This window comes from Streptomyces marinisediminis (genome assembly GCF_026262575.1).
Lineage (GTDB): Bacteria > Actinomycetota > Actinomycetes > Streptomycetales > Streptomycetaceae > Streptomyces > Streptomyces marinisediminis.
In genome coordinates this window covers 22,263-48,398 of record NZ_JAPKFL010000034.1, presented here as the reverse complement: position 1 = coordinate 48,398, position 26,136 = coordinate 22,263, and the positions used below count along the sequence as shown (strand labels likewise).

9 protein-coding genes and 2 pseudogenes are annotated in these 26,136 nt (G+C 76.8%); 3 read left to right on the top strand and 8 right to left on the bottom strand.

What is annotated here, in order from left to right:
• The 6 genes and pseudogenes from OSB71_RS24735 to OSB71_RS21875 all read right to left on the bottom strand — a co-directional run.
• A partial coding sequence (locus tag OSB71_RS24735) for a type I polyketide synthase (RefSeq protein WP_502362185.1) occupies nucleotides 1–4,125 on the bottom strand: 4,125 nt, incomplete at its 3' end.
• 408 nt (nucleotides 4,126–4,533) lie between these two features.
• Nucleotides 4,534–7,023: pseudogene (locus tag OSB71_RS24730) on the bottom strand (type I polyketide synthase); the annotation flags it as partial.
• A gap of 69 nt (nucleotides 7,024–7,092) precedes the next feature.
• Nucleotides 7,093–7,143: pseudogene (locus OSB71_RS24725) on the bottom strand (polyketide synthase docking domain-containing protein); the annotation flags it as partial.
• A 162-nt stretch (nucleotides 7,144–7,305) separates the two neighbouring features.
• Complete coding sequence (locus tag OSB71_RS21885; RefSeq protein WP_265950509.1) at nucleotides 7,306–8,076, bottom strand: thioesterase II family protein; 771 nt, start codon at nucleotides 8,074–8,076, stop codon at nucleotides 7,306–7,308.
• 335 nt (nucleotides 8,077–8,411) lie between these two features.
• Nucleotides 8,412–9,752, bottom strand: a complete 1,341-nt coding sequence (locus OSB71_RS21880) for an FAD-dependent oxidoreductase (RefSeq protein WP_265950508.1) — start codon at nucleotides 9,750–9,752, stop codon at nucleotides 8,412–8,414.
• A 68-nt stretch (nucleotides 9,753–9,820) separates the two neighbouring features.
• Complete coding sequence (locus OSB71_RS21875) at nucleotides 9,821–10,876, bottom strand: LuxR C-terminal-related transcriptional regulator (RefSeq protein WP_265950507.1); 1,056 nt, start codon at nucleotides 10,874–10,876, stop codon at nucleotides 9,821–9,823.
• 176 nt (nucleotides 10,877–11,052) lie between these two features.
• On the opposite strand from OSB71_RS21875, the gene OSB71_RS21870 reads away from it, so the two are divergent.
• On the top strand, nucleotides 11,053–11,280 hold the full coding sequence (locus tag OSB71_RS21870; protein WP_265950506.1) for a DUF5988 family protein: 228 nt from the start codon (nucleotides 11,053–11,055) through the stop codon (nucleotides 11,278–11,280).
• Between the two features lie 297 nt (nucleotides 11,281–11,577).
• On the opposite strand, the gene OSB71_RS21865 is transcribed toward OSB71_RS21870, so the two are convergent.
• Entirely contained in the window at nucleotides 11,578–20,262 is an 8,685-nt protein-coding gene (locus OSB71_RS21865; RefSeq protein ID WP_265950505.1) for a type I polyketide synthase, read from the bottom strand.
• 132 nt (nucleotides 20,263–20,394) lie between these two features.
• Nucleotides 20,395–21,252 carry a menaquinone biosynthetic enzyme MqnA/MqnD family protein gene (locus OSB71_RS21860; protein WP_265950512.1) on the bottom strand — a complete coding sequence of 286 codons (858 nt, stop codon included), beginning with the start codon at nucleotides 21,250–21,252 and terminating at the stop codon, nucleotides 20,395–20,397.
• A gap of 616 nt (nucleotides 21,253–21,868) precedes the next feature.
• Between OSB71_RS21860 and OSB71_RS21855 the strand changes: the two genes are divergently transcribed.
• Both OSB71_RS21855 and OSB71_RS21850 read left to right on the top strand, forming a co-directional pair.
• Nucleotides 21,869–22,891 (top strand): TauD/TfdA family dioxygenase, encoded by a 1,023-nt coding sequence (locus tag OSB71_RS21855; protein ID WP_265950504.1) that lies wholly within the window; start codon nucleotides 21,869–21,871, stop codon nucleotides 22,889–22,891.
• 5 nt (nucleotides 22,892–22,896) lie between these two features.
• Nucleotides 22,897–25,950 carry a non-ribosomal peptide synthetase gene (locus OSB71_RS21850; RefSeq protein ID WP_265950503.1) on the top strand — a complete coding sequence of 1,018 codons (3,054 nt, stop codon included), beginning with the start codon at nucleotides 22,897–22,899 and terminating at the stop codon, nucleotides 25,948–25,950.
• Nucleotides 25,951–26,136 lie beyond the last annotated feature (186 nt).

Below are 26,136 nucleotides of genomic sequence, written 5' to 3'. Positions count from 1 at the left end.
GCGGGCTCCGGTCCCGGCGTAGTACGCCTGCCAGTCGACGGCGGTGCCGCGCACGTGGAGTTCGGCGAGCGCGGTGACCAGGGACTCGGGCTCGGGACGGTTCTTGCGCAGGGCGGGCACGAATCCGGCTTGCTGCGCGCCGTCGGACCCGGGTTCGGGGTTGGGGCTGGTGGCTTGCTGGGCCATGGCGGTCAGGGTGCCGCCCGGCCCGACCTCGACGTAGGTGCTCACGTCCAGGCCGCCCAGGTGCCGCATGCCGTCGTGGAAGCGCACGGCTTCCCGGACGTGGCGCACCCAGTAGTCGGCGGTGGTCAGTTCGTCTCCGGCGAGGGTGCCGGTGAGGTTGGAGACGATGGGGATGCGCGGGGCGTGGTAGGTCAGGCTCTCCGCGACGGTGCGGAAGTCTTCCAGCATGGGGTCCATGCGGGGGGAGTGGAAGGCGTGGCTGACGTTGAGCCGCTTGGACTTGTCGAACCGCGCGGCGATCTCCGCCACCGCTTCCTCATCGCCCGATATGACGACGGAGGTAGGTCCGTTGACGGCGGCGACGGACACCCCATCGGTCAGGAGCGGGTTGATCTCGTCTTCGGTGGCCTGCACGGCGATCATCGCGCCCCCGGCGGGGAGCGCCTGCATCAGCCTGCCGCGTGCGGCCACCAGCCGGGCGGCGTCCTCCAGCGACCACACCCCCGCGACGTGTGCGGCGGCCAGCTCACCGATGGAGTGGCCCAGCAGGTAGTCCGGGGCCACACCCCAGTGCTCCAGCAGCCGGAACAGCGCCACCTCCAGCGCGAACAACCCCGCCTGCGTGTACTGGGTCTGGTCCAGCAGCTCCGAGCCGTCGAAGACCACCTCGCGCACCGGCTCAACCAGGTGACGGTCCAGCTCCGCGCACACCGCGTCGAAGGCATCCGCGAACACCGGGAAGGCGCCGTACAGTTCCCGGCCCATCCCGGCCCGCTGCGAACCCTGGCCCGAGAAGAGGAACGCGGCACGACCGCCGCTCGCCTGCCCGGTCACCACACCCGCCGGAGCCTGCCCCTGTGCCACCGCGGCCAGCAGTCCGGCCCGGTCGGCACCGACCACCACCGCACGGTGCTCGAACACCGACCGCGACACCGCCAGCGACCACCCCACATCCACCGGCGACCCCAGCGAGCCCACCCGCTCCAGCAACCGCCCCGCCTGCCCCGCCAACGCCTGCGCCGACTTCGCCGACAGCACCCACGGCACCACCACCGGAGCCGGGGCCGAAGGCTCCGGAGCCTCAACGGGCTCCGCCTCCCCCTCCTCCACGATCACGTGCGCGTTCGTCCCGCTGATACCGAACGAGGACACACCCGCCCGACGCGGACGCTCGCCCGCCGACCACTCTCGAGCCCGGGTCAGCAGCTCCACCGCACCCGCCGACCAGTCCACCTTCGACGACGGCTCGTCCACGTGCAGCGTGCGCGGCAGCGTCCCGTGCCGCATCGCCAGCACCATCTTGATCACACCCGCCACACCAGCCGCAGCCTGCGTGTGCCCCAGGTTCGACTTCACCGAGCCCAGCCACAACGGCTCACCCGACCCACGCTCCTGGCCGTAGGTCGCCAGGACCGCCTGCGCCTCGATCGGGTCACCCAGCGTCGTCCCCGTACCGTGCGCCTCCACCGCGTCCACCTCGGACGCCGACAACCCGGCACTGGCCAGCGCCTCCCGGATCACCCGCTGCTGCGACGGCCCGTTCGGCGCCGTCAACCCGTTCGACGCACCGTCCTGGTTCACCGCCGACCCCCGCACCACCGCCAGCACCCCGTGCCCGTTGCGCTGCGCGTCCGACAACCGCTCCACCACCAGCACGCCCACACCCTCGCCCCAGCCCGTCCCGTCGGCCGCGTCGGAGAAGGCCTTCACCCGGCCGTCGGCGGCGAGCCCGCCCTGCCGGGCGAACTCCACGAACGCGGCGGGTGTCGACATCACGGTGACGCCGCCGGCCAGGGCGAGGTCGCACTCCCCGGCGCGCAGCGCCTGGATCGCCCAGTGCAGGGCGACCAGGGAGGAGGAGCACGCCGTGTCCACCGTCACCGCCGGACCCTCCAGCCCCAGCGCGTAGGACACCCGGCCGGACAGGACGCTGGCCAGGGTTCCGGTGACGCCGTGGCCGTCCGAGGTGTCCTCGGCGTCCCGCGTCAGGTCGCCGTAGTCCTGGCCGTTGGTCCCGGCGAAGACGCCGGTGCGCGAGCCGCGCAGCGACAGCGGGTCGATGCCCGCCCGCTCCACGGCCTCCCACGTGGTCTCCAGCAGCAGGCGCTGCTGCGGGTCCATCGCGAGGGCCTCGCGCGGGGAGATGCCGAAGAAGGCGGGGTCGAACGCGTCCGCGTCGTGCAGGAAACCGCCCCGCGTCACGGGCGCGGTCGTGTCCCAGCCGCGGTCGGCCGGGAAGGGGCCGATGCCGTCGGCGCCGTCCACCAGCAGCCGCCACAGGTCCTCGGGGCCGGTGACGCCGCCGGGGAAGCGGCAGCCCATGCCGACGATCGCGAGGGGTTCGCCGGCCGTGGCCGGCGCGGTGTCGGCGGTGGCGGCGGTGGCCGTGTCCCGGGAGCCGCCGTCGAGCTGGTCGAGCAGGTACCGGGCGAGCGCGGCGGGGGTCGGGTAGTCGAAGACGAGGGTGGTGGGCAGGGGGACGCCGGTGGCGGTGCCGAGCTGGTCGCGCAGGTCGACGGCGGTCATGGAGTTGAAGCCGGAGTCCAGGAAGGTGCGGTCGCGCAGCACCTTGGAGGCGTCGGCGTGCCCGAGCACGGCGGCCGTCTCGGCGAGCACCAGGTCCAGCGCGGCGCGCTCGCGTTCGGCGCCGGTGAGCTCCAGCAGGCGGGCGGCGCGCTCGGGCAGTCGGCGCCCGGGTGCCTGCGCGTCCGGTGCGCCGGTGGGCGCGCGGAACTCGGCGAGGTCGCGCAGGAGCGGGGCGGGGCGGCCGCCCGTGGCGTGCGCGACCAGGCGCTGCCACTGGACGTCCGCGACGACGAGGCCGGCCTCCCCCTGCTCGACGGCCTGCCGGAGCGCGAGGAGGGCCGGCTCGGGGTCCATGGCCGCGGCGCCGAGGCGGTCGAGGCGGGCGGCGGCGCCGTCTCCCTCGGCCAGTCCGGCGCCCGCCCAGCGGCCCCAGGCCACGGAGGTGGCGGGCAGCCCGGCGGCGTGCCGGTGGTGGGCGAGGGCGTCGAGGAAGGCGTTGCCCGGCGCGTAGTTGCCCTGCCCGGGGGTGCCGACGGTGCCCGCGAGGGAGGAGAACAGCGCGAAGACCTCGAGGTCCAGGTCCCGGGTGAGGTCGTGCAGGGCGAGGGCGCCGCCGACCTTGGCGCGCAGCGCGTGGGCGATCCGGTCGGGGGTGAGCGTGTCGAGGAGGCCGTCGTCGAGCGCGGCCGCCGCGTGCACGACGCCGGTGAGCGGCGCGTCGTCGGGCACGGAGGCGAGCAGCGCGGCGAGTGCGGCACGGTCGTCGGCCTCGCAGGCTTCGACGTGGACCCGGCAGCCGGTGGCCTCCAACTCGGCGACGAGCTCGGCCGCGCCCGGCGCGTCCGGGCCCCGGCGGCTGGTGAGCAGGAGCCGGTCGACCCCGGCGTGGGCGAGGTGGCGGGCGACGTGGCCGCCGAGCGCGCCGGTGCCGCCGGTGACGAGGACGGTGCCGTGCGGGTGCCAGGGGCGCTGGGGCGGGGCGTCGCCCAGGGGCGCGCGCACCAGGCGGCGCGCGTGGGTGCCGGTCGCGCGGACGGCGAGGTGGTCCTCGTCGTGGGTGCGGGCCAGGGCGTGCCGAAGCCGCGTGCCGCACGCGCGGTCCAGGGTCTCGGGCAGGTCCAGGAGGCCGCCCCAGCGCTGCGGGTACTCGGTGGCGACCACCCCGCCCAGCCCCCAGACGAGGGCCTGCGCGGGGTGGGTGACGGAGTCCGCGCCCCCGGTGGTGACGGCGCCCTGGGTGGCGAGCCACAGCGGTGCCTCGACGCCCAGGTCGCCGAGGGCCTGGACGAGCGCGACGGTGGCGGTGAACCCGGCCGGTGCGGCCGGGTTCGCGGGGTGCGGGAGCTCGTCCAGGGCGAGCAGCGAGAGGACGCGTGCGACCGGGAGCCCCTCGGTGCCGAGCGCGTCCCGCACCCGGTCGGCCACCAGGGCGCGGTCGGCTCCGGTCGGCACGGGGACGACGCTCGTCCCCTCGGCGCCGAGCGCGCCGCGGCACGCGTCCGCGAGCGCGGTGGCCTGCGGGCAGGACTCCGGGACGACCAGGAGCGAGGCCCCGGTGAGCGCGGGCGGTGCGGTGCCCGCGCCCGTCAGGCGCTGCCAGGTGGTGCGGTAGCGCCACGGGTCGGCGGGGCCGGCCGGGGCGCGTCCGCCCGCCCGGGGGTAGGTGGCGTTGAGCCAGTAGCGCTCGCGCTGGAAGGCGTAGGTGGGCAGGTCGACGCGGCGGGCGCCGGTTCCGGTGTAGTACGCCTGCCAGTCGACGCCGGTGCCGCTCAGGTGCAGCGCCGCGAGCGCCGTGGCCAGTGACTCCGCTTCCGGCCGTCCGCGCCGCAGGGCGGGGACGAGGGCGGCCTCGGAGGACTCGGGGAGGCAGTCCTGGGCCAGCGCCGTGAGGACGCCGCCGGGGCCGAGTTCGAGGTGGGTGGTGGCGTTCCGCGTCGCCAGGTGGCGCATGCCGTCGTGGAAGCGGACGGCCTCCCGGACGTGGCGCACCCAGTAGTCGGCGGTGGCCAGCTCCTCCCCGCCCAGGCCGCCGGTGAGGTTGGAGACGACCGGAAGACGGGGAGCCCGGTAGGTCAGGCTCTCCGCGACGGCGCGGAACTCCTCCAGCATCGGGTCCATGCGCGGGGAGTGGAAGGCGTGGCTGACGTTGAGCCGCTTGGACTTCCCGAACCGTGCGGCGATCTCCGCCACGGCTTCCTCGTCGCCCGATATGACGACGGAAGCCGGCCCGTTGACGGCGGCGATCGACACCCCGTCGACCAGCAGCGGAGCGACCTCCTCCTCGGTGGCCCGCACCGCCACCATCGCCCCGCCGGACGGCAGGGCCTGCATCAACCGGCCGCGCGCGGCGACCAAACGCGCCGCGTCCGCCAGCGACCACACCCCCGCCACATGCGCGGCGGCCACCTCACCGATCGAGTGCCCCAGCAGGTAGTCCGGCACCACACCCCAGTGCTCCAGCAGCCGGAACAGCGCCACCTCCACCGCGAACAACCCCGCCTGCGTGAACCGCGTCTGGTCCAGCAGCTCCGAACCCCCGAACACCACCTCACGCACGGACGCGTCCAGGTGGCGGTCCAACTCCGCGCACACCGCGTCGAAAGCGTCCGCGAACACCGGGAAGGCGTCATACAGCTCCCGGCCCATCCCCGCCCGCTGGGAGCCCTGGCCGGGGAAGAGGAACGCCGTGCGGCCGCGTGCGGGGGCGGTGGTGCGGAGGAGCCCCGGGGCCGAGCGGCCTTCGGCCAGCGCTTCCAGCAGGTGTACGGGGGCGGTGTCCCCGTCGGCCACGACGGCCGCGCCGTGGGTGAAGCGCGTCCGGCTGGTGACGAGCGACCAGCCGATGTCGGCCGCGCGGGGCGCGTCGGCGGCGCCCACCCGGGCGAGCAGCGCGGCGGCCTGGCCGCGCAGCGCCGCTTCGGAGGTGGCGGAGAGCACCCACGGCACCGGCACCGGCACGGCGGTCGCTGCGGCCGTCGGTGCGGCGGTCGGTGCGGCGGCGGCTTCCGGGCCGGGGGCCGCGCCGCCGGACTCGGCGGGCGGCTCCTCGCCCTGCTCCAGGATCAGGTGGGCGTTGGTGCCGCTGACGCCGAAGGAGGAGACGCCCGCGCGGCGCGGACGGTCGCCCGGCTCCGGCCAGTCGCGCGCCGCGTTCAGCAGTTCCACGGCGCCACCCGACCAGTCCACCTTGGCCGACGGCCGGTCCGCGTGCAGGGTGCGGGGCAGCGTGCCGTGCCGCATCGCCATGACCATCTTGATGACGCCGCCGACGCCCGCGGCGGCCTGCGTGTGCCCGAGGTTGGACTTCAACGAGCCCAGCCACAGCGGCCGGTCGGCGGACCGCTCCTGACCGTACGTGGCCAACAGCGCCTGCGCCTCGATCGGGTCACCCAGCGTCGTCCCCGTGCCGTGCGCCTCCACCGCGTCCACCTCGGCGGCGGCCACCCCCGCGGCGGCCAGCGCCTGCCGGATCACGCGCTCCTGCGCCGGGCCGCTGGGCGCGGTGAGGCCGTTGGACGCACCGTCCTGGTTGACGGCCGTGCCCCGGACGACGGCGAGCACCGGGTGCCCGTTGCGGCGCGCGTCCGAGAGCCGCTCCAGGAGCAGCACGCCGGCGCCCTCGGACCAGCCGGTGCCGTCGGCGTCGTCGGAGAAGGACTTGCAGCGCCCGTCGGAGGAGAGCCCGCCCTGCCGCTGGAAGTCGGCGAACGCGGTGGGCGTGGCCATCACGGTCACGCCGCCGGCCAGGGCGAGGGCGCACTCGCCGCCGCGCAGCGCCTGTGCGGCGAGGTGGACGGCGACCAGGGAGGACGAGCACGCGGTGTCCACGGTCACCGCCGGGCCCTCCAGGCCCAGCGTGTAGGCGATGCGGCCGGAGGCGACGCTGCCGATGTTGCCGATGCCGAGCAGGCCCGCCACCCCGGCGGGCACCTCGTCGGGGTCGGCGAGGTAGTCGTGGTACATCAAGCCCGCGAAGACGCCGGTGCGCGAGCCCTTGAGGGTGGTGGGGTCGAGCCCGGCCCGCTCGACCGCCTCCCAGGAGGTCTCCAGCAGCAGCCGCTGCTGGGGGTTCATGGCGAGGGCCTCACGCGGGGCGATGCGGAACGGCTCGGGGTCGAAGTCGCCCGCGTCGTGCAGGAAGCCGCCGGCGTTCATCCCGGGGCGGACGGGGTGCGGGCCGTCGGCGTCGTAGAGGTGCGCCGGGTCCCAGCCGCGGTCGGTGGGGAAGCCGGTGACGGCGTCGGTGCCGTCGGACACGAGCCGCCACAGGCCCTCGGGGTCGGTGACGCCGCCGGGGTAGCGGCAGGCCATGCCGACGATCGCGATCGGCTCGTGGTCCCTGGCCTCCGCCCGGCGCAGCCGCTCGCTCGTCTCGTGCAGGTCTGCCGTGACGCGCTTCAAGTACGCGCGGAGCTTGTCTTCGTTCGCCATCTGAGCGTCACCTGTCCGGGAGCCAACGAGCGGGGTGTGCGGGTGGGTCGGGGAGGGAGGCGGCCGCCGGACCCGGGAACGGCGGGGCGGGGCGGGCGCCGTGCCGTGGTGCCGCGCCGCCGCCCCGTGGTGCCGCGCCCGGCCGCGGGCGCCCCGGTGGTGCTACCGGGCGCCGCCGATCACCGGCGCCAGCTCCTGGGAGATGACGCGGAGCAGGGCGGGCGCGTGGTCGGAGAGGAAGAAGTGGCCGCCGGGGTAGGTGTGCATCGCGAAGGCGGCGGTGGTGTGCTCGGACCAGGCGCGGGCCTCGTCGAGCGTCACCTTGGGGTCGTCCTCGCCGGTGAACGCCGTGATCGGGCAGGACAGCGGCGGGCCCGGCCGGTGGACGTACGTCTCGGCCGCCCGGTAGTCGCTGCGGATGGCCGGGAGCGACATGCGCAGCACCTCCTCGTCGCCGAGCACGCGCGCGTCGGTGCCGCTCAGGGTCTTCAGCTCGGCCAGGATGCCCTCGTCGTCGCGCTGGTGGACCGTCTCGTGCCGGTGCCGGGAGGGGGCGCGGCGGCCGGAGGCGAACAGGTGCCGGGGCACGACGCCGCGCTGCTCCATCAGGCGGGCCATCTCGTAGCCGAGCGTGGCGCCCAGGCTGTGGCCGAACAGGGCGACGGGCTGGTCCGGGCGCGGGTCGAGGACGTCGACGACGCGCCGGGCCAGCTCCTCGACGGAGTCGACGCACTCCTCGTGGCGGCGGTCCTGGCGGCCCGGGTACTGGATGGCCACCACGTCCAGGTCGGCGGCGAGGGCCCGGGAGACGGGGAAGTAGAAGGAGGCCGAGCCGCCCGCGTGCGGGAGGCACACCAGGCGGGTGCTGCCGGGGGCGGGGGCCGGGTGGAAACTGCGTATCCACAGACCGGGATCGACTTCCGAGGCAGTCATCGTGGCGATCTGTCCTTTCCGTTTCTCCGCGGAGTGCGGTGGTACGTCCGGCCGGCGCCGGCGCGCACCCGTGGTGGCACCGTGGCGAGGACGCCCGGCACCGCGCCCGGCGGTGCACGCGTCAGGCGCGTGACCGGAGCGTGCGTCCGGCGGGCGGCGGGTCCGGGTGCCCGGTGGGCGGCGCGTCCGGCGGGGCGCCTCTCGCGGTGCGGGTGTGTCCGTCCGCCCCGAACGTAGGAGGAGCCCGGCCGCCCCCCAACCCCTTCGGACCGGGGCCTCCCCCCTACGCCGCCCCCGCGCGTAGGGGTCCGGTCGGCGGGGCGCGGCCGGGTGGTTCAGGCGGGGACGGGGGCAGGCTCGGGGAAGCGGGCGCCCTGGCGCAGCAGTTCGGCGCGGACCTCGACGTGCGTGAGCGCGCCGCCGTCGCGGGCGCCGCCGTCGCGGGCGGTGGCGTCGCGGGCGGTGGCGTCGCGGGCGGTGAGGGCGGCGGCGATGCCGGCGGCCTGCCCGGTGGCGAAGGCGGTGCCCATGACGCGCACCGAGCCGCCGGCCAGGCGGTCGCCGTCGACGTTGCGGCCCGCGGCGAACAGGTTGTCGGTGTCGATGCTGCGCAGCGCGTCGAGCGGGATCTCGAAGTGGCCGTCGCCGTCGATGAAGTGCCACTGGGACGGCACGCCGGGCCCCGGGTGGTACTCCACCGGCCAGGCGCCGACGGCGACCGCCTCGGCGAAGCGGGCGGCGCCGAGCACCTCCTCGGCGCTGAGCTGGTAGCGGCCCACGACGTGCCGGGACTCGCGGGTGCCGATCTCCGGTCCGGTGCTGACGATGTAGGCGTCGGCGCAGCCGTCCAGGGAGCGGATCACCTCCAGGTAGGCGCGGGCCTGGGCGCGGGCGCTGGCCTCGGCGCGGCTGACGTCGGCGGCGTCGCGGGCGTCGTACCCCTCGTCGACCAGGTAGGCGATGACGTCGCCGGACACCGGGAGCCGGGCCACCAGGCCCTGGGCGGACAGCAGCGGGCCCACCCCGCGCGCCCGGGCGGCCCGGACGGCGGCGCCGACGCGTTCCCGGGTGACCTCGGCGTGCCGGGGGATGCCGCCGAAGCGGACGCCGAGCGAACCGTTCTGCACCATGCCGTCGTTGCCGTAGCGCACGGCGGCTCCGGCGAAGGCGGCCAGGTCGGCCTCGCCCGTGGCGTCGACGAAGGCGGCGGCGGTCAGCTCGGTGACGCCCTGGTGGTCGGCCACGCGCACGCCCGTGACGCGCCCGTCCGTGCGCCGGGCCTCGGCGACGTGGCTGTAGAGGCGCACGTCGACGCCGGCGGCGGCGCACAGGCCGTCCAGCACGCGCTTGACGGCCTCCGGGTCGAAGACCACGCAGACGCCGTTGAAGCGCTGCGGCGGGCTGACGGCGCCCTCGGCGCGCAGGGCGGCCAGCACCTCCTCGGCGATGCCGAAGACCACCTGCCGGGGCGGGTCCTGCCGGGTGTAGATGCCGCAGTAGGTGAGGACGTTGCGCAGGGTGGACGCGCCGCCCAGGCAGGGTCCGCGTTCGAGCAGGAGGGTGCGGGCCCCGGCGCGGGACGCGGCGACCGCCGCGGCGACGCCGGCCGAGCCGCCGCCCGCCACGATCACGTCGTAGGACTGCGGGGTGGTCCGGGGAGAGGTCAGGTTCGCCATGTTCGCCGTCTCTGCTGGGATGCGGGTGGGATGTGCGGGGCGCCCCGCGCGGCGCGGGGCGGCGGGGGTCAGGCGCTGTGGGCCGGGGCGGGCGGCGGCCCGGGGCGGTGGGACCGCGCCGCCGGGGGCCCGTCGAGCCAGCCGCGCTCCCCGGTGACGACGCCGATCTGGAACCGGCTGCGCACGCCGGTGCGGGTCAGCAGCTCCGACATGGTGCGGCGCACGGTGCGGGGCGAGACGCCCAGGCGGCGGGCGGCCATCTCGTCGGTCAGCCCCTCCCGCAGCAGTTCCAGGAGGGCGTGTTCCTGGTCGGTCAGGCCCGTCTCGCGGCGCCGGGGCGGAGCCTCGGCGGGGCGGGCCGCCGCCCACTCGCGCTGGAACAGCGCGTACAGGGCCGTGACCAGGGCCGGGGAGGTGACGAGTTCGGCGGCCGGGGAGCCGTCGTCGGACGGGGCGTGCACCACGGCGGCGGACCGGTCGGCGATCGTCATGCGCACCGGCGGCGTCGTCGCGGCGTGCCGGAGTTCCGCGCCGCCGGGCGCGGGTCGGCGGCCGCGCCCGGCGCGCGGGGCGGCGGCCGGGAGCAGTGCGCGGACGCGCACGCCGGGCGGCGGGAGGGGGTCGGCCGCGTCGGCGGCCGGGGCGTCGAGCGCCGGGTGCGGGGCGGCGGGGCCGGGGAGCGCGCACAGGATCTCCGCGGTGGCCTGGCGGCACAGGCGCTCCACCGCGAGGTCCACTTCCTGCGCGCCGGCCAGGGCGGTCACCTCCGGTCGCGTCCGGGCGGTGCCGGGCGCGGGCCGGGCCGCGCGCGCGGCGAGCAGCGAGAGCACGGCCGTCCGGCTGCGCTGCACCTCCCGCCGGTGCGCGGACAGGCGCGCCTCCTGCGCGGCGAGCAGGGCGCCCAGTCCGAGTTCGGGATCGACGACGCACCAGGCGGCGGCCCGGGAGGGGGCCCGGGGGTGCGGGCGCACCAGTGACAGCGCGGAGAGGCGGGCGAGGGCGTGGCGGACGTCCGCCTCGTCCTGCCCGACCCGCGCGGCGAGGGCTGCCGGGGTCTTCGGCCCGCCCTCCAGGAGTGCGTGGTAGACGGGCCGCATGCCGGCGTCTATTCCCAAGGTCTCCACCAGAAGCTTTCCTTCCAGTCCTTTCCCACGGGCGCTTTCAGCATAAGCACAAGGACCTTTTCCCCTCACTGCCCGATAACCCCTAGCGAAATGCACCGTCCCCTATAGGGGGGTGTGAGGGGTGTCATACCAACTTCCCCCGCCGCACTATCGAATTCGAGACGAGAGGTGCGCCCATGCCAAACTCCATGGAAATCTCCACCGGCACGACCGTGAACCCCGTCCGGCTCGAAGGGGGGCCTGTCGACCTTTCCGGCACGGTGAATCTCGCCGAGCTGGCCGAGGTCGTCTACTCGGACGAGAAGATCAAGATCCGGCACGGCAACGGATACGAGCACTACGAGGCGGCGGGCCCGGCGCCGACGGCGTTCCGCTGGGTCGGCCGCACGAAGATCGCCGAGTAGCCGTCCACGCGCCCGGGCCCGCTCCACCCCTGCGGTGGCGCGGGCCCGTTCGTCGTATCGGGCGGGCGCCCGCGGGCACGCGCGCGGAGGGGCACCGCGCGGGCACCGCGGGTGGGTGCCGCGGACGGGTGCCGCGGATGCGTGTCGCGGATGCGTGCCGTAAAGGCCGTGGAGGACGCCGTGGACGGGTGCCGCGGGTGGGCACCACGCGCCGCGTGGTCACCACGCCGCGCGGGGCGCCCCCGGCTCCGCGGTACGGCTGCGAGCCGCGCCGCGCGCCCCTCGGCCGCGCCGCGGTCAGGGCGCGCCCAACTGGTCGATGAAGGCGAAGAGTTCGTCGTCCGACGCCGTGCCCAGCTCCTGGCGCACGTCCGGGTGCGCCGGGTCGGCCGTGTCCTGGGCGTCGCGCCACCGGTCGGCCAGCGCCGCCAGCCGCAGCGTCACCGCGTCCGCCGAGCCTCCCGCGTCGGCGGCGGCGCGCACGGTGCCGGGCGTGAGGTTCGCGAACGCCTTCTCCAGTCGCTCCAGTTCGCCGATCAGGTCGCCGCCGCCGGGGGCGGGCGGCGGCGCGGCGGGCGCGGCCAGCGTGAGCAGATGGCCGGCCAGCGCCTCGGGCGTGGGGTGGTCGAAGGTGAGGGTCGGCGGCATGCGCAGCCCGGTGACGGCGTTCAACCGGTTCCTGAGCTCGACGGCGACGAGCGAGTCGAAGCCCAGCTCGCTGAACGTCCGGTGCGGCGGGACGCGGTGGTCCGCCGGGTGGCCGAGCACGGTGGCGACCTCGGCCAGCACCGCGTCGAGCGCCGCCTCGTCCCGCTCCTCCGGCGCGAGGGCGGCCAGCCGTTCGGTGAGCGTCGGCTCGCCCGTGGCACCGGACCCCGGCCCGGCGGCGGCCCGGCGGGGCACGGCCCGCACCAGGTCGCGCATCAGGTGCGGCACCGTGCCGCTCGCCGCGGCGATCCGGCGCCACTCCGGCAGGTCGAGCAGCACCGGCACCAGCGCCGGGCGGGGCGAGCCGAGCGCGGCGTCGAACAGCGCCAGGCCGTCGGCGGGTGGCAGCGGACGCAGGCCGGAGCGGCGCAGGCGCCGCACGTCGGTCTCGTTCAGCCGGCCCAGCATGCCGCCCTCGGCCCACGGGCCCCAGGCGAGCGCGACGCCGGGCAGTCCGCGGGCGCGCCGGTGCCGGGCGAGCGCGTCGAGGTAGGCGTTGGCCGCGGCGTAGTTGGCCTGCCCCGGGGAGCCGACGACCCCCGCGACGGAGGAGAACAGCACGAAGAAGGACAGGTCGAGCCCGGCGGTCAGCTCGTGCAGGTGGCGCGCGGCGTCGACCTTCGGCCGGAACACGGTGGCCAGCCGGTCGGGGGTCAGCGCGCCGAACACGCCGTCGTCGAGCACGCCCGCGGTGTGCACCACCCCGGCCAGGCGGCCGTCGGCGGTGACGCCGTCGAGCAGGGCGGCCAGCGCCGCGCGGTCGGCCACGTCGCACGCCGCGAAGCGCGCGGTGGCGCCCAGCTCGGCCAGCTCGGCGACGAGTTCGGCGGCTCCGGGGGCGTCCGGGCCGCGGCGGCTCACCAGCACGAGATCCCGCGCTCCCGCCTCCGTGACCAGGTGGCGGGCGACGCGGCCACCCAGCACGCCGGAGGCGCCGGTCACCAGGACCGTGCCGTCCACCTCGGGCCGGGCGGCGGACTCGGCGGCCGGTACGCGGGCGAGCCGGGGGGCGAGGAGGCGGCCCGCGCGGTGGGCGAGTTGCGGCTCGCCGGTCGCCAGGGCACGGCCGAGCAGCACCGGGTCGGGCGCGCCGTCGGGCACCTGCTCGGGCACGGGACCGGGCGCCTGCTCGGGCGCGTCGTCGGGTGCCGCGTCGAGCAGCAGGAGCCGTCCGGGGTGCTCCGACTGCGCCGCGCGCAGCAGTCCCCACACGGCCGCCGCGCCCGGGTCGGCCACGTCGCCGTCGTCGGTGGCGACCGCGCCCCGGGTCACCACGGCCAGCCGCGCGTCCTCGGACGGGGCCGCGCGCAGCCACTCCTGGACGCGACCGAGCACCTCGGCGGTCCTGGCGTGCACGTCGGCCACCGGGTCCGCGCCGGGCGCCGGGGACCGCACGGTCAGCACGTCCACGCCGGGCGCCCCGGGCCCGGCAGGCGCGGCCTCCACCGGCGTCCACGCGAGGGCGAACAGCCCCTCCCCGACCGCTCCGCCGCCCGCCCGGGCGAGCTGCTCGCGGTCCACCGGGCGCAGCGCCAGCGAGCCGACGGTGGCGACCGGCGCGCCCGTACCGTCCGCCACCAGCACCGAGACCCCGGTACCGGACGGACCGCCCGCCCGGGTGACGCGCACCCGCAGGCTCTCCGCGCCCACCGCGTGCAGCCGGACGTCGGTCCAGGCGAACGGCAGGGCGGGGGCGGCACGGTCGGCCGCGTCCGCGCGCCCCGGAAGCCCCAGCGCCACCGGGTGCAGCGCCGCGTCCAGCAGGGCGGGGTGCAGGCCGAAGCGCTCGTCACCGGCGCGCCGCTCCTCCGGCAGCGCCACCTCGGCGAAGACGGCGTCACCGCGCCGCCACACCCGCCGCAGCCCCTGGAACGCCGGGCCGTACGCCAGCCCCAGCGCCGCCAGCTCCTCGTACGCGGCCTCGACCGGCACCGGCTCGGCCTGCTCCGGCGGCCACACCGCGAGCGCCTCGGCCGGCTCCGCCACGGCGTCCGACAGCACACCCGCGGCGTGCTCCACCCACACCGCGCCGGGCTGCCCGTCGGGACGCGCGTGGACGCGCACCGCGCGCCGGCCGTCGGACTCCGGGGCCTCCACCACCACCTGCACCGCCACCGCGCCCTGCGCGGGAAGCGGCAGCGGCGCCCGCAGGGTCAGCTCCTCCAGCGTGCCGCACCCGACCCGCTCCCCCGCGGACAGCGCCCACTCCACCAACGCGGTGCCGGGCACCAGCACCGTGTCCATGACCACGTGGTCCGTCAGCCACGCGTGCGTTGACGCGGACACCCGGCCGCTGAACACGTACGCGTCCGACCCGGCCACCTCGGCCACCACCCGCAGGACCGGGTGCGCCGCGGCTTCCAGCCCCAGGCCCCCCGCGTCGGCCGCCGACTCCGATCCCGATGCCGAGGGCAGCCAGTAGCGCTGGTGCTGGAAGGCGTAGGTGGGCAGGTCGACGCGTCGGGCTCCGGTCCCGGCGTAGTACGCCTGCCAGTCGACGGTGGTGCCGCGTACGTGGAGTTCGGCGAGCGCGGTGACCAGGGACTCGGGCTCGGGACGGCTCTTGCGCAGGGCGGGCACGAACGCGGCGGCTGCCGCACCGTCGGACCCGGGTTCGGGGGCGGGGTTGGTGGCTTGCTGGGCCATGGCGGTCAGGGTGCCGCCCGGCCCGACCTCAACGTAGGTGCTCACGTCCAGACCCGCCAGGTGCCGCATGCCGTCGTGGAAGCGCACGGCTTCCCGGACATGCCGCACCCAGTACTCGGCGGTGGCCAGCTCCTCCCCGGCCACGTCACCGGTGAGGTTGGAGACGACGGGGATGCGCGGGGGCTGGTAGGTCAGGCTCTCGGCGACGGTGCGGAACTCCTGAAGCATGGGGTCCATGCGGGGTGAGTGGAAGGCGTGACTGACGTTGAGCCGCTTGCTCTTGTCGAACCGTGCAGCGATCTCCGCCACGGCTTCCTCGTCGCCGGAGATGACCACGGAGGTGGGTCCGTTGACGGCGGCGATCGACACCCCGTCGACCAGCAGCGCGGTGATCTCCTCCTCGGTGGCCTGCACGGCGATCATCGCCCCACCGGACGGCAAAGCCTGCATGAGCCGGCCGCGTGCGGCGACCAGCCGGGCCGCGTCCTCCAGCGACCACACCCCCGCCACGTGGGCGGCGGCCAGCTCACCGATGGAGTGGCCGAGCAGGTAGTCGGGGGTGACGCCCCAGTGCTCCAGCAGCCGGAACAGCGCCACCTCCAGCGCGAACAACCCCGCCTGCGTGTACTGGGTCTGGTCCAGCAGCTCCGAGCCGTCGAAGACCACCTCCCGCACGGGGGTGTCCAGGTGGCGGTCCAGCTCCGCGCACACCGCGTCGAAGGCATCCGCGAACACCGGGAAGGCGCCGTACAGTTCGCGGCCCATCCCGGCCCGCTGGGAGCCCTGACCGGAGAACAGGAACGCGGCACGACCGCCACCCGCCTGCCCGGTCACCACACCCGCCGGAGCCAGCCCCTGTGCCACAGCCGCCAGCAGTCCGGCCCGGTCAGCACCGACCACCACCGCACGGTGCTCGAACACCGACCGCGACACCGCCAGCGACCACCCCACATCCACCGGCGACCCGAGTGAGTCCACCCGCTCCAGCAACCGCCCCGCCTGCCCGGCCAACGCCTGCGCGGACCTCGCCGACAACACCCACGGCACCACCACCGGAGCCGAAGCCGGAGCCGAAGCCTCCGGAGCCTCAACGGCTTCGGCGTCCCCCTCCTCCACGATCACGTGCGCGTTCGTCCCGCTGATCCCGAACGAGGACACACCCGCCCGACGCGGACGCTCGCCCGCAGGCCACTCCCGCGCCCGGGTCAGCAACTCCACGCCGCCCGAAGCCCACTCCACCCGCGACGACGGCTCGTCCGCGTGCAGCGTGCGCGGCAGCGTCCCGTGCCGCATCGCCAGCACCATCTTGATCACACCCGCCACACCAGCCGCAGCCTGCGTGTGCCCCAGGTTCGACTTCAGCGACCCCAGCCACAGCGGCCCCTCAGACCCACGCCCCTGCCCGTACGTGGCCAGCAACGCCCCCGCCTCGATCGGATCACCCAACCGCGTCCCCGTGCCGTGCGCCTCCACCGCACCCACCTCGGACGCCGCCAACCCGGCATCCGCCAGCGCCTCCCGGATCACCCGCTGCTGCGCCGGACCACTCGGCGCCGTCAACCCGTTCGACGCACCGTCCTGATTGACCGCCGAACCCCGCACCACCGCGAGCACCCGGTGCCCCTTGCGCCGCGCGTCCGACAACCGCTCGACGAAGAGCATGGCCACGCCCTCGGACCAGCCGGTGCCGTCCGCCGCCTCGGCGAAGGACTTGCACCGGCCGTCGGCGGCGAGCCCGCCCTGCCGGGAGAACTCGACGAACGACCCCGTCCCGGCCATCACGGTCACGCCGCCGACCAGCGCGGCGTCGCACTCCCCCGACCGCAGCGAGCGCGCGGCCAGGTGCAGGGCGACCAGGGAGGAGGAGCACGCCGTGTCCACCGTCACCGCCGGACCCTCCAGGCCCAGGGTGTAGGCGACGCGGCCCGAGGCGACGCTGCCCGCCGTTCCGGTGCAGACGTATCCCTCGGCCGCGCCGAGCGCCACGCCGGGGGCGGTGCCGTAGTCGTGGTGCATGAGGCCGACGTAGACGCCGGTGCGGGTGCCCCGCAGGTCGGCCGGGACGACACCGGCCCGCTCCAGGGCCTCCCAGGCCGACTCCAGGACGAGGCGCTGCTGCGGGTCCATGGCCAGTGCCTCGCGGGGCTTGACGCCGAAGAACCCGGCGTCGAAGGCGGCCGCGTCGGGGAGGAATCCCGCGCGCTGGACGTGGGTGGTCCCGGGGTGGGCGGGGTCGGGGTGGTGGAGGGAGGCGAGGTCCCAGCCCCGGTCGTCGGGGAACGGCGTCAGGCCGGTGCCGCCCTCGGTGACCAGGCGCCAGAGGTCCTCCGGGCTGCGCACCCCGCCGGGGAGGCGGCAGGCCATGCCGACGATCGCGAGGGGTTCGTCGGACGCCGCGCCGCCCCGGGGTTCGCGCCCGGCGGTGCCGGGCGCCTCGGCGGGGTCGTGCCCGGCGAGCACGGTGCGCAGGTGGTGGGCGAGCGCGTGCGGGGTGGGGTGGTCGAAGGCGAGCGTGACGGGGAGGTCGAGTCCGGTGACGGCGGTGAGCCGGCGGCGCAGTGCGACGGCGGTCGCGGAGGTGAACCCCAGTTCCTTGAAGGCCCGCTGGGGGTCGAGGGCGTCGGGCCCGGGGAGCCGGACGGCGTCGGCGGCCTCGGCGCGCACCAGGTCGAGCAGGGTGCGGAGCCGTCCGGCCGGGTCGAGGGCGGCGAGTTCGCGGCGCAGGGCGTCGGCGGCGCCCGGGGCGGGGGCGTCGGCGGGGTCGGCCGGATGCGGGTCGGGGTCCGCGACCAGGCTCGGCACGTCGAGCAGGAGGGCGGCGTCCAGCGCGCGGCACCGGTCGCGGGCGGTGAGCCCGTCGGCGGTGGTGAGGGCGACGGTGGGCAGGCCGTGGGCGCGCCGGTGGGCGGCCAGGGCGTGCGCGTAGGCCCCGGTGGCGGGCTCGGCGCCGGGCGGGACGATGAGGACGAGCCGGGTGGGCGCGCCGTCCGGACGCGCGGCGCGCAGCCGGTCGGCGAGGTCCTCGACGCCGGTGACGGCGTCGGTCAGCGCCGGGGGGAGCGTGTGGACGGCCAGGGTGAGGGGCGCGGGCGGCGGCTCGGTCGGCGCGGGGGCATCGGGGTCGGTGACGCGGGCGCCGGCGGCCGCCGGTTCGGCACGCAGGGCCGCCCGGGCGGCGTCCCCGGTGCCTCCGGCGGCCCCGTTCGCGCCGTCCGCGCCGTTCGCGCCGTTCGCGCCGTCGGCCCCGCCGCCCGCTGCGGTGGGGTCGAGCAGCAGGTGGCGGACGCCGTGGGCGGCCACGAGGTGGCGGGCGAGGTCGGCGGTCTCCGGGGGCCGCGCGCCGGTGAGGAGCACGGCCTCCCCGGGGTCGAGCGGGCCGGGGGCGGCCTGCCCGGGACGGGCGGGGGAGCCGGTGGTGCCGGCGAGCCGGGGGACGAGGACGGAGCCGCCCCGGACGGCGCAGGCGGGCAGGGCGGCGTCCAGGGTGGCCGCCAGGGCGGGGAGCGCGGTGGCCGGGTCGTCCAGGTCGACGGCAGTGCAGCGGCCGGGGTGGTCGGCGGCCAGGGCGCGCAGGGCGCCGTGTGCGGCGGCCCGCGCCGGGTGCGGCGCGGGGTCGTGGGGCCCAGCGGAGACGGCGTGGTGGGTGAGCAGGAGCACGCGGGCGTCCCGCAGCGCGGGCGCGGTGAGCAGCGTGCGGGCCTGCGCGGTGAGGTGGTCGGTGAGGGCGGCGGCGTCGGCTGCTGCTGCGTCGGAGCCTCCCGTGAGGACCACCACGTCGGGCGCCCCGGCGCCCGCTTCGGCCGCGCACGCCGTGGCGAGGGCCGCCGCGTCGCGGTGGGCGTGCACGGTGGCGCCGTGGGCGTGCAGGGCGTCGTGGAGCGCGGTGCCGACGGGGCCGACGGGGCCGACGAGCGCCCAGGAGCCCTGCGGGGCGGTCGGCGCGGGGGCCGGGCGCCGCAGCGTCCACACGGGTCGGTGCAGGTCGTCGAGCTGGTCGGTGACGGCGAGCAGGCGGGCGGGGCCGTCGAGCAGGGCGCGGCGGGTGATCTTGCCGGAGGCGGTGCGCGGGACGCGGGGCACGACGTAGAGCGCGTGCGGGACCTTCACGTAGCTCAGCCGGGCGCGGCAGGCGGCCAGCAGCGCGTCGGCGGACGGCAGTCCGGGGCCGGGCACCAGGTAGGCGACGGGGACCTCGCCGAGCACGGGGTGGGGCGCGCCGGCGACGGCGACGTCCGCGACGCCGGGCTGGGCGCGCAGCACGTCCTCGACCTCGGTGGGGTGGATGTTCTCCCCGCCGCGGATGATCAGCTCCCGCAGCCGCCCGGTGATGGTGAGGTGGCCGTCGGGGGCGCTGCGGGCCAGGTCGCCGGTGCGGTACCAGCCGTCGCGCAGCACCTCGGCGGTGGCCTCGGGCCGGTTGTGGTAGCCGCGCATGACGTTGGGGCCCTTGACGTGGATCTCGCCCTCGGCGCCGGGGGCGCTGGGCGCCCCGGTGGCGGGGTCGACGAGGCGCACCTCCAGGCCGGGCACCGGACGGCCGCAGGAGCCCTCGACGCGGGGGCCGGTGGGCGGGCTCATGGTGACGGCGCCGCACGCCTCGGTGCTGCCGTAGAGGTTGAGCAGCGGGACGCCGTAGGCGGTCTCGAAGGCGCTCTGCAGCGCCGCGGTGGTGACGGCGCCGGCGACCATGCAGGTGCGCAGGCTGCCCCCGGGGGCGGACCGGCCGCCGCCGGCGGCGGCGGCGTCGACCAGGTGCTGGTAGAGGGCCGGGACGCCGGCGAGGAAGGTGGCCGACTCGGCGCGGACGGCGGCGGTGACGTCCTCGGCGGACAGGCCGTCCAGGAGGCGGGCGGTGGCGCCGACGGCGGTGACGCCGACGACGCAGGCGATGTGGGAGAAGCTGTGGAACAGCGGCAGCGGCCACACCACCCGGTCCGCGCGGCCGAGCCCGGCGATCGGCGCGTAGGCGGCGGCCACCGACCACAGGGCGTTGCGCTGGGTGGAGAGCACGCCCTTGGGCCGTCCGGTGGTGCCGGAGGTGTAGAGCGTCCAGGTGACGTCGTCCAGGCCGAGGCTGTCGCGGGCCGGTTCGGGCGGCTCGGTGGTGGCCAGGACCTCGAAGCCGTGGGCGTCCGGTGCGGCCGGCGGGGCCGCCTCGACATCAGGGGCGTCGGGGGCGTCGGGGGCGTCGGCAGCGTCGGGGGCGGGGCCGGGGTCGGGGTCGGACACCAGGACGAGGGTGGGCGCGGCGGGACCGGCGGCGACGCGGCGCACCTGGTCGGCGTGGGCGGCGTCGGTGATGACGAGCCGGGCACCGCTGTCGGTGAGGATGTGCGCCAGTTCGGCGTCGGCCACGCGCGGGTCGACCGGCACGCCGACGGCGGCGGCGCGCACGGCGGCGAGGTAGGACTCGACGTGCTCCACGCGGTTGCCCAGGAGGATGGCGAGCCGGTCGCCGGGGCGCAGGCCGAGCCGGGCGAGGTGGCCGGCCAGGCGCCCGGTGCGGGCGTGCAGCGCGGCGTAGGTGAGGGTGCGCCGGGCGTCGCGGAAGGCCGCTTTGCCCCCCTGCTCCCGGGCGTGCTGGCGCAGGAGGTCGGGGATCGGACGGATCAGCTCGGCACGCGGCATGTCACCCTCTCCATCTCTTCGTTCGGCGGGCTGCGGTCGGGCGCTGGATGCGCCGAGGGTGCCGCGCCAGTGTGGTCCGGGCGGGTGTGCCGCCGAACCCCTGCCGCCCCCTGCGCCGCCCCTACCGGGCGGTCACCGAAGGTCCCGGGCGGGTCCGGCCGCCGGGTCGGGCGCGGTGCCCAGGACGTCGACGCGGACGTCGGCGGGGAACCCGGCGCCGGGTCCGCCGGTGAGCCGGGCGAACTCGGTGACGGCGGCCAGGTGCCGGGGGCCGAAGGAGAAGTCGAGCGCGTGCACGTAGTAGTCGCGCAGGGTGTCGCGGTCGAACGTCTCCCACTCCGCGGTCTGCTCGCAGATGAGGTCGATCTCCTGGAGCGAGAGGTCGCGGGCTTCCAGCAGGTCCTGGTGGACGCGGTGCAGCAGGCGCGGCTCGCGGGCGGCGAACTCCTTGCGGGCGGCGAACACGGCGAACACGAACGGCAGTCCGGTCCACTCCCGCCACATGCCGCTGAGGTCGTGGACGTGCAGGCCGAGGGCGGGCGCCTGGTGCAGCGCGGCGTGCAGCGCGACGTCGCCGATGAGCACGGCGGCCTGGTGCTCGCGCAGCATGGCGGTGAGGTCGGGCGGGGTGGTGTGGTACACGGGCCGGACGCCGACGCGTTCGGCCAGCAGCAGTCGGGCCAGGCGGACCGAGGTGCGGCTGGCCGAGCCCAGCGCGACGGGGGCGCCGTCGAGCTCCTCCAGCGGCAGTCTGCTCAGGATCAGGCAGGAGCGCACGTCGCCGAGGCTGCCGACGGCGATGTCGGGCAGCACCACCAGGTCGTCGGCGTGCCGCAGGAACTCCAGGAGGCTGATGGCGCTGACGTCCAGCCGGCCCTGGGCGAGCGCCGCGCTGAGCACCTCGGGGCTGGCGCGGGTGACGTCGAGGTCGATGAGGCTGCCGGTCTTGGCCAGGCCCCAGTACAGGGGCAGGCAGTTGAGGAAGGAGATGTGGCCGAACCGGGGCCGCCGCCGCGCCGGTCCCGCGCCGGTGCCCGGCCACGGCTCGGGCCCGCCCTGGCAGGCGTCCCGGAAGCCGCCCTGGGACGCGGACGCCGGCGCCGACCCGGACGCCGACCCGGACGCCGGGTGGGCCGGGGCCGGGGCGGTGAGCGCGGGTTCGCCGTCGCGCGGTGCCGGCAGCCGGGCGGGGCGGAGCTTCGCGGCGTCCGCCGAGTGGGATATTCCCGTCGTCTGTGTGCTCAAGGGTGTCCACGCTTCCCGGTGCTCGAATTCCGAGGCCCTGACCGTGACCGCCTGGCTGCCGTTCCGACGTTTTTCCGTGGCGATTGTCGGCCGCCGTCGAGAGCTGTCTGAGTGCGCCACCATAACCGCTGCGCCCAGGCGGTCGGGAAAGCGTGTGCGGCAACATGTTGCCAGGCCCCAAGTGGCCTTATCGATAGGGGGCGCTACCCCTATCGATAAGGGTTGCCACGCAATTCCGCGCACTTCTAGCCTGCCGGTGGATCATAGGCGGGGTTTTCCTTCCCCGGGCTGGCGTTCGACGTCCCGAGCAGGAACAGGTCCTCGCGTTCCCTCATCGCATCCCGGCAACGAATGGAGACGCATGTCCGCCCTGACGGAGATGGAGAGCGACACGGCTTCGGTGATCCGGCTCGACGACGCGGAGCGGGCGGAGCTGGCGGCCCTGGCCGGCGCGGTGTGCGACACCGCGCCGGGGCTGGTGGACGACCCGCGCTGCGTGGCCGCCGCCCGCGCGCTGTCCGGGGAGCTGCCCGTGCGGCTGCGGGCCCGGCTGCGCCACTTCGCCTGGGACGCGGGGGCCGACGCCTCGCTGCTGGTGCGCAACCTGCCCGTCGACCCGGCCGCGGTCCCGGCCACGCCGACGGTTGCCGGGTCGGTGCAGCGGGCGGCCACCACGCCCGCCGCCGCGCTCCTGCTCGTCGGCATGGCCCTGGGCGAAGTGATCTCCTACGACAAGGAGAAGTCCGGGGCGCTGGTGCACGACGTGGTGCCGGTGCCGGGCATGGAGTCCTTCCAGGGCAACGCGGGCTCCACCCGGCTCAACATGCACACCGAGAACGCCTTCCACCCGCTGCGCCCGGACTTCGTGGGCCTGCTGTGCCTGCGCAACGACCACGACGACGTCGCCCGGCTGCGGCTGGCCTCGGTGCGCGCCGTCGTGCCGCTGCTGCCCGAGCCGGTGCGCGCGGTGCTGCGCGAGCCGCGGTTCACCATCGCCGCCCCGGCCTCCTTCGCCCTGCCGTCCGGCAGCGAGGAGCCGCGCGGCCTGCTCACCGGCAGCCCGGACGACCCGGACCTGACCGTGGACTTCAGCAGCACCACACCGCTGGACGAGGAGGCCGCCGAGGCGCTGCGGCTGCTGGAGAAGGCCGTCGACCGCGGGTACCGCGAGCTGCTGCTCGCCCCCGGCGACCTGGCGCTCGTGGACAACCGCATGGCGCTGCACGGCCGCAACGCCTTCCAGCCCCGCTACGACGGCGCGGACCGCTGGCTCCAGCGGATCTTCGTCCACATCGACCACCGCCGCTCCCGGGCGCTGCGCCCGGACGGCGGCCAGGTGCTGCGCAGCGCGGCGCGGCACCCGCGAACGACCACGGAGAGGTAACCGACATGCCCATCGGGGCGGACCCCACCCACTACCGCAGGCCGGTCTCCCCCATGGAGGCCTGGTTCCTGGTCTATCCGGACGACGTGCCCGGCGTCATGCACCTGTTCGTGCGCGGCGCCGGGCACCTGGCGCGCCCGCAGCTCGCCGCCGCGGTCGCCCAGGCGGCCGCGGCCTGCCCCGGCACGCGGCTGACCCGCGAGGGCATGACGTGGACGGACAGCGGCGTCGCCCCCGAGGTGCGCGAGCTGCCCGAGGGCGGCCTGGACCCGGCCGCGGACGCCCCGGACCTGCACCGCCCGCTCATGGGCGACGGCGGCCCCACCTGCGAGGTGCTCGTGGCGCCGCGCGAGCGGCACCCCGACGGCGGCCGCGGCACCGACGTCGTCTTCCGCGCCTTCCACGGCGCGCTGGACGGCAAGGGGCTGCTGCTGTGGGCGCAGGAGGTGTTCCGCGCGTTGCGCGGCGAGCCGCCGGCCGGCGCCCCCGACCCGGTCAGCGAGGCGCGGCTGCTGGAGCGGCTGGACGCGCGGGGCGTGCCCGCGTCGCCCGGCATCGAGCCCGACCTCGACTGGCCGTCGGCGCTGGGCCGCAGGCCGACCGACGCGGCGCGGCGCGGCTTCTTCTGGCGCCGCCGCACCGTCGACGGCTCCCACCCCGCGGCCGTCGCCAAGGCCGCGCTGGCGCTCACCCGGGCGCGCGGCCTGGCCACCGGCCGGTTCATGGTGCCGGTGGATCTGCGCCGCCACGCCCCGGAGCTGCGCTCCACCGGCAACCTGACGCACAATCCGCTCTTCGAGGTGGACGCCGACGCGGGCTGGGAGGACGCGCACGAGCGCATGCTGACGCTGCTGGCCGAGGGGCACGACCTCGCCGCACGCGCCGACCCGGTGCTGACCCGGCTCCCGTTCGACACCCTGCGCCGCCAGATCGCCGAGCTGGACGCCTACTCGGCGCGGCGCGGCACCTACGCGGCGCTGGCGATCCTCTCGCACATGGGCCGCATCGACGCCGCGGCGTTCACCGCCCCGGCGTTCCGGGCCACCGAGGTCTTCGCGCTGCCCAACTCCGGCCCCGTCGGCCCGCCGGAGATCGACCTGGTGGAGTTCGGCGGGCGCACCGAGATCACTCTGGGCTGGCACGACGGGCCTGGGATGGCCGAACGGGCCGAGGCGCTGCTCGACGCCGTCGAGGAGGAGCTGTCGCCGCGCCACCGCCGGCACTGGGCGGGCAACGCGACCGCGCGGCCGCCGGAGCGGACCGGCACCGTCGTCGAGCAGTTCGCCGCCCAGGTGGCGCGCACGCCGGACGCGGTCGCCCTCACCGGTCCCGAGGGCGAGGTGACCTACGCCGAGCTGGACCGCAAGGCGGCGGCCGTCGCCGCCGAGCTGCGGGCGCGCGGCCTGGGGCGCGGGTCGGTCGTCGGCCTGGCCGCCGGGCGCACCGTCGCGGCCGTCGCCGGGATCTACGGCGTGCTGCGGGCGGGCGCCGCCTACCTGCCGCTGGACCCGGCCCACCCGGACGCGCGGCTGAGCGGGCTGCTCACCGACGCCCGCGCCACGCTCGTGCTGGCCGGGCGGGAGCAGGCCAAGCGGGCGCTGGCCCCGGTGGGCTGCGAGCCGGCGGTGCTGGAGGACGCGGTCGACGGCGGCCGCGCGCTGCCGCCGGGGGAGGCGGCGGGCCCGCGCCCGGGCGACCTGGCCTACGTCATCTACACCTCCGGGTCCACCGGACGGCCCAAGGGCGTGGAGGTGGAGCACGCGCAGCTCACGGTGTTCGCCGACTGGGCGGTCCGCGAGTACGGCGTCGACGCCGACACGCGCTTCCCGCTGTTCACCTCGCTCGCCTTCGACCTGTCCAACACGGCGCTGTACCTGCCGCTGCTGGTGGGCGGTTCGGTCGCGCTCGTCCCCGACGAACTCGACCACGTGGTGCTGCGCTCGCTGCTGACGGAGTCGGGGGCGAACGCGCTCAAGCTCACGCCGACGCACCTGGACCTGATCAACCGGCTGGGCCTGCGGCCGGAGGGCTTCCGCACGGTCGTCGCCGGGGGCGAGCTGCTGCGCGGCGCCGTCGCCGCGCGGGCGCAGGAGCTGTTCGGGCCGGACTGCGGCATCTTCAACGAGTACGGGCCGACGGAGACGACGATCGGCTGCATGTCCCGGCGGTTCGACGCCGCCCGGGACGCCGAGCTGCCCTCGGTGCCGATCGGCCTGCCGACGCCGAACACGCGCATCCACCTGCTGGACGCGCGCGGCTGCTTCGTCGAACCCGGCGAGGTGGGCGAGATGTACCTGGCCGGGGACCAGCTCGCGCGCGGCTACCGGGGGCGCCCCGACCTGAACGCCGAGCGCTTCGTGCGCCTGGCCGACGGCACCCGGGCCTACCGCAGCGGCGACCTGGCGCGGCGGCTCCCCTCGGGCGAGCTGGAGTCGGCCGGGCGCACCGACGAGCAGGTGAAGGTGGCCGGACACCGGGTGGAGCCGGCCGAGGTCGCCCGCACGCTGGAGGAGCACCCGGCGGTGGCCCGGGCGTTCGTGCTGGGCGCGGCCCGGCCCGGCGGCGGCACCGACAAGGCGCTGTACGCCTACGTGGTGCCCGCGTCCGGGCGGGCGGCGCCGGTCGCGGTGGAGGAGCTGGCCGAGCACGTGCGCGAGCGGCTGCCGCGCTACCTGGTGCCCGCGGCGACGCTGGTGATCGACGAGCTGCCGCTCACCCGCAACGGCAAGGTGGACGCCGCGGCGCTGCCGCGTCCGTTCGCCGGCGAGGAGGCCGTCGCGGACGCGGGCGAGGTGGCCGAGCGCGGCGCCACCGAGGCCGCCGTCGCGCGGATCTGGGCCGAGGCGCTCGGGCTGCCCCCCGAACGGCTCGGGCCGGACCCGGACTTCCACGCGCTGGGCGGGGACTCGGTGACGCTGCTGGCCATGCTCGCCCGGGTGGCGTCGGAGGTGGTGGGCGCCGAGCGGGAGCGGGCGTTCATGGCGCACCGCGCGGCATTCATCGCGCGGCCGACGCTGAGCCACGTCACCCGGCTCGCGGAGGAGGCACGGGCGGGGTAGCCCGCGCCCCGCACGGAAGGCGGAGAGCGGCGGCCCGGGCGGGCCGCCGCTCTCCGCCGTCCGCACGCCGCCCCGGCGTCCTGCCGCCCCGTCCTTCCGTCGTTCCGTCGTTCCGTCGTTCCGCCACTGGTCCGCCCCGGCGCCCCAGCCCGGCCCCGCCGTCCCGGCCCAGTGGCCTGCCGAGAG